14 protein-coding genes and 1 pseudogene are annotated in these 15,063 nt (G+C 49.5%); 4 read left to right on the forward strand and 11 right to left on the reverse strand.

Going from position 1 to position 15,063, the window contains the following annotated elements; genetic code table 11:
- Positions 1 to 13: 13 nt before the first annotated feature.
- The 6 genes from ET464_RS09640 to ET464_RS09665 all read right to left on the reverse strand — a co-directional run bounded on the left by ET464_RS09640 (position 14) and on the right by ET464_RS09665 (position 5,602).
- Positions 14 to 235, reverse strand: a complete 222-nt coding sequence (locus tag ET464_RS09640; protein ID WP_129440392.1) for a hypothetical protein — start codon at positions 233 to 235, stop codon at positions 14 to 16.
- A 66-nt stretch (positions 236 to 301) separates the two neighbouring features.
- Positions 302 to 1,477: a Ger(x)C family spore germination protein gene (locus tag ET464_RS09645; protein ID WP_129440394.1), complete on the reverse strand. Its 1,176-nt coding sequence runs from the start codon at positions 1,475 to 1,477 to the stop codon at positions 302 to 304.
- Between the two features lie 3 nt (positions 1,478 to 1,480).
- Positions 1,481 to 2,938, reverse strand: a complete 1,458-nt coding sequence (locus ET464_RS09650; RefSeq protein ID WP_129440396.1) for a spore germination protein — start codon at positions 2,936 to 2,938, stop codon at positions 1,481 to 1,483.
- Complete coding sequence (locus ET464_RS09655) at positions 2,938 to 4,029, reverse strand: GerAB/ArcD/ProY family transporter (protein WP_165279963.1); 1,092 nt, start codon at positions 4,027 to 4,029, stop codon at positions 2,938 to 2,940. Before ET464_RS09655 ends, ET464_RS09650 begins: the two co-directional genes overlap by 1 nt.
- 79 nt (positions 4,030 to 4,108) lie before the next feature.
- The gene (locus tag ET464_RS09660; protein WP_129440400.1) at positions 4,109 to 4,789 is read right to left on the reverse strand and encodes a DUF2642 domain-containing protein; all 681 of its coding nucleotides are present in this window, start codon (positions 4,787 to 4,789) and stop codon (positions 4,109 to 4,111) included.
- A 57-nt stretch (positions 4,790 to 4,846) separates the two neighbouring features.
- Positions 4,847 to 5,602 (reverse strand): DUF2642 domain-containing protein, encoded by a 756-nt coding sequence (locus ET464_RS09665; RefSeq protein WP_165279964.1) that lies wholly within the window; start codon positions 5,600 to 5,602, stop codon positions 4,847 to 4,849.
- A gap of 210 nt (positions 5,603 to 5,812) precedes the next feature.
- Between ET464_RS09665 and ET464_RS20005 the strand changes: the two genes are divergently transcribed.
- Together ET464_RS20005 and ET464_RS09675 are read left to right on the forward strand one after the other, a co-directional pair.
- Positions 5,813 to 6,832 (forward strand): hypothetical protein, encoded by a 1,020-nt coding sequence (locus tag ET464_RS20005; protein ID WP_208543915.1) that lies wholly within the window; start codon positions 5,813 to 5,815, stop codon positions 6,830 to 6,832.
- Between the two features lie 142 nt (positions 6,833 to 6,974).
- Positions 6,975 to 8,045, forward strand: coding sequence for a CotH kinase family protein (locus ET464_RS09675; RefSeq protein ID WP_129440404.1), 1,071 nt, complete (start codon positions 6,975 to 6,977; stop codon positions 8,043 to 8,045).
- A gap of 10 nt (positions 8,046 to 8,055) precedes the next feature.
- Here the strand turns inward: ET464_RS09675 and cysK are convergent.
- The 5 genes and pseudogenes from cysK to ET464_RS09700 form a co-directional block, all read right to left on the reverse strand.
- Positions 8,056 to 8,993 (reverse strand): annotated as a pseudogene (gene cysK, locus ET464_RS09680) (cysteine synthase A).
- Positions 8,993 to 10,264, reverse strand: coding sequence for an MFS transporter (locus ET464_RS09685; protein ID WP_244226727.1), 1,272 nt, complete (start codon positions 10,262 to 10,264; stop codon positions 8,993 to 8,995). Before ET464_RS09685 ends, cysK begins: the two are co-directional and overlap by 1 nt.
- A gap of 102 nt (positions 10,265 to 10,366) precedes the next feature.
- Positions 10,367 to 10,882 carry a hypothetical protein gene (locus ET464_RS09690; RefSeq protein ID WP_129440408.1) on the reverse strand — a complete coding sequence of 172 codons (516 nt, stop codon included), beginning with the start codon at positions 10,880 to 10,882 and terminating at the stop codon, positions 10,367 to 10,369.
- 177 nt (positions 10,883 to 11,059) lie between these two features.
- Complete coding sequence (locus ET464_RS09695) at positions 11,060 to 11,482, reverse strand: DUF350 domain-containing protein (protein ID WP_129440410.1); 423 nt, start codon at positions 11,480 to 11,482, stop codon at positions 11,060 to 11,062.
- A gap of 44 nt (positions 11,483 to 11,526) precedes the next feature.
- Complete coding sequence (locus tag ET464_RS09700) at positions 11,527 to 13,887, reverse strand: endonuclease MutS2 (protein WP_129440412.1); 2,361 nt, start codon at positions 13,885 to 13,887, stop codon at positions 11,527 to 11,529.
- Positions 13,888 to 14,089: 202 nt separating this feature from the next.
- Here ET464_RS09700 and ET464_RS09705 point away from each other — a divergent pair, with 202 nt between their 5' ends.
- Positions 14,090 to 14,449: a phage holin family protein gene (locus ET464_RS09705; protein WP_129440414.1), complete on the forward strand. Its 360-nt coding sequence runs from the start codon at positions 14,090 to 14,092 to the stop codon at positions 14,447 to 14,449.
- A 131-nt stretch (positions 14,450 to 14,580) separates the two neighbouring features.
- Positions 14,581 to 14,982, forward strand: coding sequence for a cupredoxin domain-containing protein (locus tag ET464_RS09710; RefSeq protein ID WP_165279965.1), 402 nt, complete (start codon positions 14,581 to 14,583; stop codon positions 14,980 to 14,982).
- The last annotated feature ends 81 nt before the right edge of the window (positions 14,983 to 15,063 follow it).

The following is a 15,063-nucleotide window of genomic DNA, read 5'->3' on the forward strand; positions in this document are numbered from 1 at the left end:
CTTTATCGCGGAATTATTGCGGCTGGGTAGGCGCTATCGACTGGTGCTGCTGGATCGACGACATCAGCGTTTGATAATGCTGCTGATGGGTATGAATCATTTGCGTATGAAGCTGTTTCAACGCCTGATTGGACGATGTGGAAACAAATGCTGCACATTGCTTCATGAGCAAATCCTCGTTGGACATCGAGTCCGCGATATACTCCAGCTCTTTGGCGGTTAGCGGCTGTAACATAGGAAGTTCCTCCTTGGACCAAAATTATAATTTTTCACACCAGCGTTATCATTCGCTTTAATGGCTTTATTTATGTGCAAGCAGTTCATATTTGCCGGGGCTCGACAGCAATACATCCACCTCTACGCGCAGCTCGTCCGCTGGCGGAAGCCAGTTGTCCTGCCGGTTCATCGCTTTCCACTTCCGGTTATGAAACCGGTATAAGTGCAGCTCCAGCAAAAAGGGATCCGCTTTACGTTGTTTGGCAAACGTGTATGTTTTTAAAATTTCCTCTTTAATTTTTTGCTCGGCGCCATGAACAATTTCGTTTTTGGTCATGTTTTTTTCCATTTCAACCACATGGCTTTTGGCGTGCAGCTTGATTGTAAATACAGGTTTATCCCCATGCCACTCTGCACTCAGGCCGGGTTTGGTGGAATCGATAACGATCGTAACGCCTTTCGTTTTGCCGCCGCCGCCCTCCGTATCGCTCACCTTCAAGAAATCTTTCTTAAAATCCGGCTGCATCCAGTGCAGCCCTTGAATTTGCTCGTTGCTCATGTAAGTAATATTTTGTTCATCCTTAAACACAAATACGCCGTCAACTTCCGGCATCGCAACCTTCTTTTTGTTTTCCGTCCAATACTTTGTAGTTAAAGACAAGCTGGGCATCAGATTGGTCATCGCTTGTTCCTTATAGGCTTGCAGGAAAGTGTGCATTCGAACCGGTTCAAAAAAACTGTCCTGCTTGTATACCTGAATAGGGGAATATAAAATGCTGTCCAGCGGCGAAACATTCCGCATCAAATCCGCTTGAAACAGCTCTATCATATTGTCCTTTGTCCCATAAATCCATGTCGTTCCGCGTGTCGCCCGCTGCCGGTTGATGCCGTCAAAAATCGAGGACAAGTAAGGAAGCGCTCTTTCATGAATGACAATGGATTTAAGATGTTCGAGGCTTACAATATATTGTGATACTTTGGACAAATTCGCGATGGCAAGCAACACCGATTCGCCGTGTGCCTCTCCCACGCGGGAAGTGCTTGACGGCCCTTCATCGGTTTGGGCAGAGCTGTCTTGTTTCGCTACAGCTGCCGGAGAAATGATATTGGCGTAAAGCCGGTATTCGCCGTCCTTATAATCAATGCCGAGGCTGGATATATAGGTCATATCCTGCAGGTCGACCTGATTCCAGCAGCCGGCCATAACGAGAAGCAAACTTGCCGCCGCTGACTTTAAGGCTGCAACCCATTTTTTGCCCATACTTTATCTCCTTCGCAACCGTTTATACCACGGATTCTGTAACAGCCCAGGCACAAGCTTCTTGAACGAAAAAGGCGCCAGCGGGCTCATATAGGAGTAGCCAAACGATTTCAGCGAACATAAATAAACAAGAGTCGCTAAGCTTCCGACAAAAAAGCCAAACAATCCTAACACCGAAGACAACAGCAAGATGAGCAGGCGAACAATCGAAACGCTGCCGTTTATCGTCTGATTAACTAAAGTAAACGAAGATACCGCTGTAATTGCAGCAACTACCAGCATGGTAGGTGAAGTTAAGCCGGCCCGGATGGCGGCATCGCCCACAATTAAGCCGCCTACAACCGTAACGGTCTGCCCGACAGCTCTCGGCAGCCGGACGCCCGCTTCGCGAAACAGCTCAAACATGAATAACATCATAAACATTTCCGCCGATGCGGACAAAGGCAGCCCTTGTCTGGAAAGAGCGACGGTCGACAGCAGCGTAAACGGCAGCTGATCCGTATTATAGGCTGATAAGCTGACCCAAAAGCCGGGCAGGCACATCGAGACCCCCACCCCGATCAGCCGCAGGAAGCGTTCCAGCGATACATAATAAAACGGCAAATGCGCATCCTCGGGCGATTTGATTACGCGGAACAAACTTGTCGGCGCCATAATAACGCTTGGAGAGCCATCCACAACAATGGCGATCCTCCCGTTCAGCAGCGATTGCACCGTGTAATCCGGCCTGCCCGTATAGTCCATTAACGGGAACAGACTGTTTTTCCGGTCCGATAACAGTTCCTCCAGCTCGCTTGAATTTTGCAAGGCATTAATGTTTAACCGGTCAAGCCGGTTTTTCGCAAGTTGAATCAGTCCGGGATCCGCTTTGCCGCTCAAATACAATAACGCCACCCGAGTCATTGATTCATAGCCGATTGTGCGAAATTCGCAGTGCAAATCCGTCGATTTCAGCCTGCCCCGGATTAACGCTAAATTAATTGAAATTTTCTCAACGAAACCGTCCCTCGGCCCCCGAAGAGAAAGCTCCATTGTAGATTCTTCCGGCTGGCGGCTGGGCTGGTCGGCAGCGTCAAACATAAACAGCAGATCTTCTTCCAGCACAATCAGAACATTGCCTGAAAAAATAGAAGCAAACATTTGCTTCTCTTCTTCGTAGCTGGTCGGATCGATCTGCGTAATCAGCTTCGATTCGAACCGTTCCTCCACTTTATGGCTTGGAGCCAGCTCCTTGCGGCTTCGCTTCGACCACCATTCCGCCAGCTTTTCCATTTGGGGCAGCAAAAAATCTTGCACGGATCGCGGATCGACCATGCCCATGCAAAAAATAAGTTCATACGTCATCGGTTTTGCATCGCCGGCCATCATCGACTGAATAATGATGTCGTCACTTTCCGACAACATCGTTTTAATCGACTTGACGCGCGCCGCGCCACGCGGATAGAACATGGGACCGCCCATTACACCCCGGCTCCTTTCTTTTGTTTAATGAAAGTAAACGCCCACAATAGAAAAACGATCGCAATAACCAGAATCCAAATATACGCGAAATATTGATCTAACAGCCGTTTAAAAGCAAACATGTGCCGAAAGGTAAAATAGGCAGATACCGACAGCCCCGCGCATATGACCGTAAGCGTTGCTGTTTTGTACCGAGAAGCCCGGAACGGAGCAAATTCGGACAGCAGGTAAAGAGGGATCGAAATGCGGATAAGCGCTCCGGACATCCACTGGAATACGGCGAAGAAATCGACATGCTCCAAATATTTGCCGATCACGACAAGCCGCCACTGCGAAAATGCCGGAAACCTGAGCTTGTCCGCTTCGACGGGGCCAAACTCCGCAATCGTTCCCGTCGTTGGACCAAATGTTAAAATCGCGAGAAAAAAAGAAAGCAGCAGCAGCTGCCATCTGCGGATCGGCTTCGACAAGTGCTGCTGAATGAGCAGCAGCGAATAAATTTCCGCAAAGCTGCTTACGCTGTAGGCCGTACCGCGTATAACCGGCCAATAGCCGTGTTCCATAATCGGCAGCAGAAATAAATAATCCTTTTGCGGCATATTAACCGACATAACAAAATCACCGAGCACAAATACAATCGGCAGTAAAATACATGCCGTGTAGGCGATCGCCTGAATGCCGTTCCAGGCGGCAAAGCCGCATAACGCAACCATTACAACCGATACGACTATAACCGGCGTATCCGGCAAATAAGTGGATGCCGTCCACTCTGCAGTTTCAACAAGCGTGGTGTAAGCGATAAAGAGCTGGATGCCGAGCAGCAGCCAAACCATGCCGTATGCCAAGCCGGATGGAATCCGCTGCTTCAGCCAAACATCGATGCGGATCCCCGCCATGCTCCGGGTCACTTTGTAAAAAAGCAGCACGGACCAAATCATCATGATCACCATGGCAATCGGGACGCTTAGCCAAGCATCCCGTTTAGCCGCATCCAGCAGCAGCGGAAGCACGATTACATGATTCGCAAGGCCAACCGACAACAACATGATCATATAAAAAGATAAAATGCCGAATTTGTTTGTTGTATTCATCGCTGTCCACCTTCCTTTTTCCAGTTTTCCCCGCGGCATGAAAACTAATGCAACAAAAAAAAGCGATGGCTATCGCTTTTTAAGGAATATGAAGCGTCTGGATATGGTCGATGTGGACAAATATCGAAGCGCCGTTGGCATTCACCAGCTCCGCCATGTTGTCCTGCACGTTTTTCAGCAAGCCGATTTTGTTCGGATTGACGCCGAGATCCAATATAACGAATTCGCCGACCAGCTTGCGAAGCTGGCCTTCAAATGTGCGCGCAAGCGTAATCGTCGACGGCCTGAGCGGAAATTGCTCCGGAGACAGCTGGTAAGGGGTAATGTTGGGATGATAGGGAACCAAATATTTTAAATGCTGAAGCGATATGATCACCGTATGATACACAGGAGAGTAAAAAACAAAAAAGTCATTCATGACTGATGTCAAGTAACCATGGATGCTCTGGCTGCCCGTAACGTATATTTCCGAAAACATCCCTTTAGCGCTTAACAATATTTTGCGGTAGGATACCGGGTCCTGAAGCTGCTCTAACGGCCTTCCTTTCAACTCCTCCGGAATAGGGAACAGCTCGCGCGGCTCCTCCTGCAAGAAACGGAGCTGCTGTAGATGAATAATGGGCACATAAACATATTTCACGCCATCTTGGATAACAAAAATATCTTGGCCGATATCGATCAGCTTGCCTTGAACGGGGGCTGCATGGTCCGAAATGAGCAGTTCTACCCATTTGTCCTGCAGCGGGTGTTTTTTTTCCATGTCGATCGCAACTCCTTCCGTTTGGAAGCATGGTGCATGGCTAACGATAGCTGGCCGTTATTTCTTTTTTAATTTGCGGGCGGACGGTTTCTTCTTAGCTCCGTTCAGCAAAAGCGATTCCGGAACGCCGTAACGGTTCGGGCGAAACTCCGGTTCAGGAATCGTGCCCAATGCCCATTCCAGCTCGTTATTCGATCCGATTGTTTCGCCGCGGCTTCTGCCGGATCTGCCCGCATTGCCGGCAGCAACCGGAGCAATTTCAGCCGGAACAATGTTTGCAGGGTTTGAACGGTTTCCATTGGAGCCGCTGCCAAGACGGTCACGGTCATTTAACGGCCTGATCGTTTTTATTTTATCAATATATACGGACACCAATTTATGGCAGTCAACAACGGTAGCGGTATTATCGCATACATCGGTTATATATCCTTTTACTTTGTCATTTCGGCCAAACGTAATTTTGACGAATTCATTCTCCAGCTGCCTGACCAGATCATGAAAGTTTGCAGCACGAATGAATCGTGGTGTCCGGCTTCCTCTGCTCCGGTTTGCCCCGTTTTCTGCTACGCTTTCGACTTGATTGGCATTCACATATACGATTCCGTCTCTTGTCCGCAATACGATATAATCGCGGCAAACAGCGATCAGCCTGCCTTCGACCTTCTCATCGCCGACCAGATTAATACATACGAAATTCCCGATCATACGCTTCAAGCCGTTTCGGCGGTTTCTTGACGGATTTTGACGCGTTGGATCAATTGGCCCTCTTCCTGCAAACGGTCCGGCAAACGGCCCCGGAAAACATCTACTCATTCCTGTTCCCTCCATGATCATTTGAATTTACAGGTTCTAATCGCCTTAACCGGCAGCCGCCCCGGCGAGTTATCTGTTCTATATTTATATGAACCTCTATGAAACTTGTACTAGATTATTAACTATTTATCGGAGAATGAGCAGCTAACCCGTTTCCATTAATAGAGTCTCCTCATACGCTGTATTAAATCTATTAAAGGAGGAGATATAATGTCTCTTACTAGAAAAACTAGAATCAAGAGCTGGTTCGAAGAAGATTCGAAGAGCGGCTGGAAAAAAGACGGCGGCAAAGATGGTGGCAAAGATGGTGGCAAGGACGGCGGTAAAGACGGCGGTAAGGATGGCGGTAAGGATGGCGGCAAAAACGAGCATAAATCGTTTTCGCATAAATCGTTTACAAACAAGTCATCTACCCACAAGTCGGCAACGCATAAATCGGCAGTCCATAAGTCGAAAAAGAACAAAGAAGTAGATTTCAAAGAGCAGGAATTTAAGAAAGAAAACAAAAAGAAGGAAGACTTCAAAAAAGAATTCTACAAAAAAGAGTATTTTAAAGAAGAATACTGCAAAGTAGAAGATCATGAAAAAGAAGATTCCAAAAAAGAAAAAAGCGAGAAAAAGGAACACAAAAGCTTTAGCAACAAAAGCTTCAGCAACAAGAGCTTTGATAACAAAAGCTTCGACCACAAAAGCTTTACGCACAAAAGCGTAACGAAAAAATCCAAAGGCAAAGAAGACCATGGCAAAGATCACGAAAAAGATCATGGCAAAGACCATGAAAAAGACCATGGCAAAAAAGATTCCTACGGCGGCGGATATGATTCGAAGAGCTACGGCAGCGGTTATGACTCCAAAAGCTACGGCGGCGGCAAAGATTCCAAGAGCTATGGCGGCGGCAAAGATTCCAGAAGCTATGGCCGCGCGGAATACAGCGGTTACGACGGCAGCAGCCGCAGCTATGGCAACAGCTACGGCGTAAAGGACGATAACAGCTGGGAGAAAAAAGAAGAAAAATCTTACGGCAAGAAAGAGCCTAAGAGCTGCGGCAAGAAGGAAGAAAAATCTTGCGGCTGTAAAAAGGAAAAATCTTGCGGTAAAAAAGAACACAAATCTTGCGGCTGCAAGAAAGAAGAAAAAAAATCTTGCGGCAAAAAAGAGCACAAATCCTACGGCAAGAAACAGCACTGCTGTGAGGTCCGTTTTGACTGCTGCCATCGCTGGCTGTACTAACCGGAGCCGATAACGGGATTGAATGCCGGTTCATCCCGGCTTTCGCCGTGTCAAACAGCCCCTTAACCGAATACGGTAAATAAGCATAAAAGCCTATCGTCCCATAACGATAGGCTTGAATTCTGTTAAGGGGATGGTCACATTGTCCACAGAGGGCCTGCCGATACGCAGCATCCAAATCCATTCCTCTGATTTACACGAAGTTCAGCAGGATACATGGAATAACATATTCAAACCGGCAAAGCTTATTTATGGCGGAAAAGTTTATCCCGTTAAAATTGGTATCCGTGGCGGGCATACCCGTAATTATGAAAAAAAATCGTATGATATTAAAATGGAAGGCGGCCGGACGCTGCATTGGAACGCGGAATACGACGACCCGTCCATGATCCGCAACGCCCTCTCCTTCCATTTCTTTAACCAGATCGGTGTACCTTCGCCGCGCACGAACCATATATGGCTTATCATTAACGGCGAACCGCAAGGCGTATATTTGGAAATCGAATCGGTGGATCGTTATTTTTTTGCCAAACGGGGAATCGGCTATACCTCTCTGCTTTACGCAGTGAATGACAGTGCGGATTTCGGCGTCATTGATCCTGAAACGAAAGCAAAAAAACGCTCTCTGCTGGATGGCTATGAAGTCATTCGCGGGCCAAAAGGAACAAGAACCAGATTAGCCAGCTTCGTCAAAAATTTAAACCGGCTGTCGGGCAAGGACCTTGCTGTCCATACCGCGCGCCGGCTTGATGTCGATCAATATTTATTATGGCTGGCCGGTGCCGTATTAACCGGCAATTATGACGGTTTCGACCAGAACTACGCCATATATGAACACAAGGATACCGGCAAATACCGCATTATCCCTTGGGATTATGAAGGAACCTGGGGACGTAACTGCTATGGCAAACCTTGCGGGAGCGACCTTGTTCAAGTGCAAGGCTACAACCGCTTGACCGCCAAGCTGTTCTCCTTTCCTTCCATCCGCAAAAAATATAGCGAATTACTGCAAAAACTGCTTGAGAAATCGTTTACGATCGACCGGATCGATCCGATTATAAGCGCTTTGTACAAAAAACTTTCTCCTGCCATCCATGCTGACCATACACGCAAGCACAGCTATGAGACGTTTCAATCCGAACCTTCTTTTATCCGCAATTACATTCGGGAGCGGAGAGCCATCGTGCGGAGAGAGCTGCGCAAATGGTCTTAACGGCACGGGGCTAATCGAATATCCCCATGCTCAAATAACGTTCGCCGCTGTCCGGCGCAATGCAAACGACGCGTTTGCCTTCTCCCAGTCTGCGCGCCACCTGCATGGCAGCCCATACGGAAGCACCCGCGGACGGACCTAACAGCAGTCCTTCAAGGCGGGCTAGCAGCCGGACCGTTTCAAGCGCATCTTCGTCGGCTACTTGAATAATTTCATCATACACCGATGTATTTAATATTTCGGGAACAAAACCCGGGCTGGTACCTACGAGCTTATGCGGTCCGGGTTTTCCCCCGATAATACAGGAGAGCCTTTAGGCTCTACTACGGCAATGTACAAGCCCGGCAGCTTCGCTTTTAACGTTTCGCCCGTACCGGTAATGGTGCCGCCTGTTCCTGAAGAAGCCACAAAAGCATCGAGTCTGCCGTCCATTTGCGCCATAATTTCCAGTGCAGTGGAGTGACGGTGCGCGTCCGGATTTGCCGGATTCTCAAATTGGTTTGGGATAAAGCTGCCCGGAATCGCTTCCTGCAGCTCTTTGGCTTTGCGGATCGCACCCGGCATCCGCTCGGCTGCCGGCGTAAGGACTACTTCCGCACCATATGCTTTCATAATTTTGATCCGTTCGATGGACATATTGTCCGGCATTACAATAATAAGCCGATACCCTTTGGCCGCTGCGTTCATGGCAAGGCCGATGCCGGTATTGCCGCTTGTCGGCTCGATGATGGCGGCGCCGGGCTGAATCAATCCTTTTTTCTCCGCATCGGCAAACATCGAATACGCAGCCCGGTCTTTCACGCTGCCGCTTGGGTTAAACCGCTCCACCTTCACATATACATCGGCGCTGTTTTCGCCGATAATCCGGTTCAGCTTTACAACAGGGGTATCGCCAATTAATTCCGTTATATTCGATACAATACGAGGCAACGTCAGCTCACTCTCCATTACTGTAAAATGCGGGGATGCTCGGGCAGCAGCGGCCTCATCAGCCACCAGGCAAGCACAGGCACAGTGCCAACCCCAAATAAAAGCCACACCATCGTTTGCGGCGTATGATAAACCGATAATACAATCAAATAGACAATGACCCCAATCGAGCGGCCAACCGTTAACGCCAGTTCGCGAAGAACAATATATTCCTCACGCTGCTTTGCGCTTTCTTCGGACAAGCCAATCATGTCGAAAACCCGTGTTGTCATCGGAATCATATACAGCGGCAAAAACAGCGCAGTCCCTATGCCAAACAAAAGCATAATGCCGTAATTCACTTTCCAGAACAGCGGCAATATAAAAGCCGAGACCATCACAGTGCCGATCAGCATGCCGATCCCCCGGTTCGCAGGCTTCAACGCTCGGCCGGCAATCCAGTTGCTGAGCAATGCAACAAGCGATGTGATAAGCGCGAAGCTGCCCAGCTTGCTTTCATTTTGCGTAGCGGTATAGACGGTCAAGCCGATCAAAAACATAAATACGCCTTCGCGCACACCTTGCGCGGTAATGGCAAAAAACAGCCTGCGCCAAAGCGGCGATTGCAGCAGCATCGTATAGGTGTGCTTCCAGTCGTATCGGCCTGCCGATTCTCTTTTTTTCAGCCAAAAGCTAAAGACAGCCCCGATCGCAAAAATAACAAGCGAAATGGTGAAAATAAGCGTATAGCCCCGCTCGCCGCCAAATGATGTAATCAGCAAGCCGGAAATCCAAGGCGCCAGCATGCCGGCGGCAGCCCCCATTAATCCGGCGTAACCGTTATAACGGTCGCGATTGCTTGGCTCTGTAATTTCAAAATAAACGACATTATAGGCAATCCAATAAAATCCGAGCCCTACGCCGTTTAATACGCCAAGAGGCAAAGCATACTGCTTTGCCTCTTGGCCAAACAACAGCACTAAAAAATAAAATGCCCCCGACAACACGATCCCGAGCCGGAGGCTGTTCATCTTGTTATGCTCCTTCACCCATTTGCCGGCCAGCCAAAATGTAAGCCCGCTTGTCACATAGCCGGTAATGGCAAAAAGGCCGATAAGGGAATAGGACTGGCTCGCTTTCCATAAGTACACCGGGACGAAGGTTCCGGATAAGGCCGTGCCGATTCCGAACAAAGCTTGTACCACGAGTAATAGTACGGCTTGGGAATCTAACCCGCCGCTTGCGTTTCGGATCTGTACAGATGACCGAAAGGTACGCCCGCCGGCTGCGGAAGCTTTCTGACCATTCAAAACGATTCCTCCTGTCAGTAGCGAATTCGTTCTGTTAGGCTACCCAGCGCCAAAAAGGATTACACTTCCAAATGAAGGTGAAGTTCCCGCTTCCCGCCGCCCTTATTCTGCAGCAGAAGACAATCTTCTCACCATTTCATCGCGGTCGGCTTGGCTTAACACCGAGGTTGTCCGATAACAAGCCGGGCAGACGTACCATACGGTTTCAAATGCAGCTTTCACCAGCGAATTACCGATAGACGAGTGTTTTGTCGGCACAAATCCGGCCGGCATCGCCTGAACGCCAAGCTCTGCCATATATTCTTTGCATTCCGGACATTCCGGCGCTTCTTCCTGGCTGTCCACAATCACTTTCAGTGCTTGATCCACTTTATACCAAACGCTGTTTGTGTCCACTTCGTCCAGCTCCGCAAAATCAACCGGCTCCTCCGGTCCGCCTTCCCAATCGGAATCGTCCTGATCGTCCTCTTCATCTTCGCGTTCAATTCCGATTTGAACCGTACGGTAACCGCTTAGTTCATTGTCGCAATGCGGACAATATGGTTCCGGTCCCAATTCTTCATCCCATACAATTTCGGTTTGGCACCATGGGCATATCGTTGTTTCGTTGCCGCTCATCTGTTCATCCTCCTAACAGCTGCCGGCTGTTGCTATGGCAGCAGCCGCGCATCATGTTGTTTGTACAATGTAAATGCAGCCCGCCGCGATAAAAAGCACCGCTACGGCGAGCAATATTCCCCACAAATATTTCATCGCATAGTCTCCCTTATGAAACGTTACGGAAATCAGCCGGTTCTATAAAATGACGGTTGATCCGATGACATAAGATAATGAGATGGAAATCATCATCGCAATAAAGCCGACAGCGCGATTATCCGCCGCGATTTCATCGTCAATGCGAAAAACAGGCGTTAAAAACTCAAACAAAAAATAAGCCGCCAGTAAAAGGGCAAACCCGTAGCCGCCCCATACAAGGCTTTCATAGACCGAATCTTTAGCCGTCACCGAAAAATGGAAGATGTTGCATATACCGAATATTTTACCGGAAGTTGCCATCGCAACCGAGAGGTTGCCTTTTTTTATTTCCGACCAGGTTTTATAGCGGGTAACAAGCTCAAACAAAGATAAAAACACAATAAGTGAAAGCACGGCAACGGATACATAAACAAGGGACGCTGCATACGGCTTATTCAACAGCAGATCCACTTCTTTTCCCATGCGTATTCTCCCCTTAAGCGTTAGTTGTCATCGTATGGCACGCTTTATTTGAGCTCCACGACGGTAACGCCGGCCCCGCCTTCCCCGTATGCGCCTAACCGGTATTTTTTAATATGGCTGTGACGGCGCAAGTATTCCTGTACGCCGCTCCGCAGCACGCCGGTTCCGATCCCATGAATAATATATACCTGGCCCATACCGGCCAGAAAGGATTCATCCAGGAAACGGTCGACTTCAATCAGCGCTTCTTCCAAATTCGCTCCCCGCAAATCCAGCTCCATCCGGACTTGGTCGTCACGGGTACGTTTAACGCTGGCCGCCTGCTTCAGCGGTTTGGCAACAATCGACGCCGCCGCTTTAACAAGCTCCAGATCATCCACCGAAACTTTCATCTTCATAATGCCAAGCTGAACTGTCGCTTCTTTGCCCGAAATATCGACCACATGGCCTTTTTGGTTCAAGCTGTATACCATCACTTCATCGCCGGGGCCAATCGTTTCCCGCTTCGCTTTGGCAGCAGGTTTTTTGGCTTTTTTCTGCTCCGGAACGGCTTCCTCCAGCCTCCGTTTCGCTTCGATCAGCTTATGCTCCTTGACGGAAGCCCCTTCCTCCAGCGCAAGCTTTCGCAAGTCGGCAATAATCGTCTCGGCTTCTTTTTTCGCTTTGGCTACCGCTTCGCGGGCTTCCTCGCGGGCTTTCTCCAGCAGCTTGTCGCGCTGCTCTTCGAATTTTTGCAGCTCGGCTTCATGCTGCTGCTGCTTCGCTTGCAGCTCCCGGCGGAGCTGTTCTGCCGTTCTCCGCTCCGATTCCGCGCTGATGCGGTCTTCTTCGAGGGAAGCGATCATGCTCTCCACGCGCTGATCCTCTTCGCTGACCTCGCCGCGCGCGTGGTCGATAATGCTGCGCGATAGGCCCAGCCGTTCCGCAATCGCAAAGGCGTTGCTTCGGCCGGGAACGCCAACCAGCAAACGGTACGTAGGGCTCAGCGTAGCAATGTCAAACTCCATGCTGGCGTTTATAATGCCTTTGCGGTCATATGCATAAGCTTTCAGTTCGCTGTAGTGGGTCGTCGCAATGATACGGCAGCCCAGCTTATGAATATGCTCCAGAATGGCAATCGCCAGCGCCGAGCCTTCAGCCGGGTCGGTGCCGGCGCCAAGCTCGTCAAGCAGCACAAGGCTTTTGGCCGTCATCGCATTCAGTATGCGGATAATGTTCGTCATATGGCTCGAGAATGTACTTAAGCTTTGCTCAATGCTTTGCTCATCGCCGATATCGGCGTATATCGCGTCAAACACGCATAGCTGACTGCCTTCTTCGGCAGGTACAAAAAGCCCGGACATCGCCATCAGGCTGAGCAAGCCGATCGTTTTTAACGATACCGTTTTGCCGCCCGTATTCGGGCCGGTTACGATAATAGCCGTAAAGTCGTTGCCAAGCTCTACGTCAATCGGCACAACCTTCTCCGCTGCTATCAGCGGATGGCGGCCGCGCTTCAGCTTCAGGAATCCGCGGTCGTTCATCCGCGGCATCGAAGCTTTCATTTCATGGCCAAGCCTTGCTTTGGCGTATGCAAAATCAAGCCGGGCAAGAAGGTCCAGATTATAGCCCAAGTCCTCGGTATAATCCGCCACTTTCGCCGTCAGCATTTGCAATATTTTTTCGATTTCCCGCAGTTCAGCCGCTTTCAGCTCCCGGAGCTTGTTATTCATGGCTACGATCGCTTCCGGCTCGATAAACAGCGTAGCGCCGGAACCGGACTGATCATGCACAATCCCGCCAAAATTCGAGCGGTATTCCTGCTTGACCGGAATGACATAACGATCACCGCGGAGCGTAATGATTGCATCTTGCAGCATCTTTTGCACGGAAGAGGAACGAATCATCTGCTCCAGCTTCTCGCGGATCCGCGACTCGCCGCTGCGCAGCTCGTGGCGGATCGAGGCCAGCTCGGCGCTCGCGCTGTCCATCACTTCCGCCTGTTCGTCGATGCAGGCAAAAATATCATCCTCCAGCGCTTTATGCTCGGCCAGCTGCTCGGCGATTCCGTTCAATAAGGGAATCGACTCATCTTCATGAATAACCGCGATATGCCGCTTCACGCGGCGCGAAGCGCGGGAGGTCAGTGCAATATCGAGCAGCTCTTCCGGATTCAGCGTGCCTCCGATTCTTGCCCGCTGCAAAGCGGGAGCAATATCCGCCACACCGCCAAACGGAGCGCTCCCTTTTAGACGGTCCGCTGTATAAGCTTCGTCGGTTGCTTGCAGCATCAGCTTAACCGTCTCCAGATCGGATACAGGCGCCAGCTTGGCCGCTTCCCGTTTGCCTAAATCGGTTGAAGCGCGTTCCGTCAATTTATGTATAATTTTGTGAAATTCAAGTGTCGCTAAAATTTTGCCATCCAAAACGTGAACACCCCTCTCGCCCTATTATTATAGCCGAACCGTGCCGTTCATGCACGCTGCCGCCGTCTCTCGGACACATGTTTTTCAACAAGTTGGTGACAATAATTCCGAATCCACTGCAGCACTATTGCGAGCCGGCGATAGCTGCGGTTTTTCATTGCCGGATCAAAATGGTACCCATTAAGACAGGAGGTTTATGAATATGAGGTTTTTAGGTCATGTTGTCCGGTTTATCGTTGCTGCGATCGTATTGATGATCGTCGGGTTTATCGTTCCGCAATTCAGTGTCGGCGGCTTCTGGAGCGCTTTGCTCTTAGCCCTTGTCATTGCAGCGTTTGGATGGATTATCGAAGGTATATTCGGTAAAAAAGTTACGCCCTTTGGCCGCGGCATCGTTGGTTTTATCGCCAGCGCCATCGTCATCTGGGTAGCCCAGTTTATTGTATCCGGAGTAACGGTTACATGGCTTGGCGCCATTCTGGCCGCCCTCGTGATCGGGATTATCGACTTGTTTATCCCGGTCAGCACGCCGTTTGAAGCAGGACGGAGCAGCGAAAGATAAAAGCGGCTTACATGTTTCAACAAATTGCAACAGTTGCTGTGTTATTTTTCCAAGCACAAGAGGTAAAATAATGAAGGATAAGCTTGCCAATGGATTTGGGGGACAAGCTTGGAAAGGAGATGATAATCAACATGAAAAAATGGTTTTTATTTGGCGCTATTTTTGCGCTTGTGCTTGTACTTGCTGCTTGCGGCGGCAATAAAAGCAACAACGAAGCAAACAACGGCGCGGCAAATAACGGCGCCTCCAATAATGCAGGTTCCGGAGCAGCTTCAACCAACGTCGCAGTCAAAGCTAAAAACTGGCAGTTTGATCAGAAGGAATATCATATTCCAAAAGGCACGGATGTGGCGATTTCGCTGGAATCTACAGAAGGTGTACACGGTATCGAAATTAAAGGCACCGATTACACCGTCAAAAACGGATCGACAACAACCGTCAACATCGCCGATGCAGGCGAATACGAAATGGCTTGCAATGTGCCTTGCGGCACCGGCCATTCGCAAATGAAAACGAAGCTGATCGTGAAGTAGCCCGGCAAATGCCGGCTGCCCCATCGGGAAAGCCTGTGAAAACAGGAGCTGCCGGCAAGCCGGCTGCCCTTTTATACACAA

The sequence above is a fragment of the Paenibacillus protaetiae genome, assembly GCF_004135365.1.
Classification (GTDB): Bacteria; Bacillota; Bacilli; order Paenibacillales; family Paenibacillaceae; genus Paenibacillus_AP; species Paenibacillus_AP protaetiae.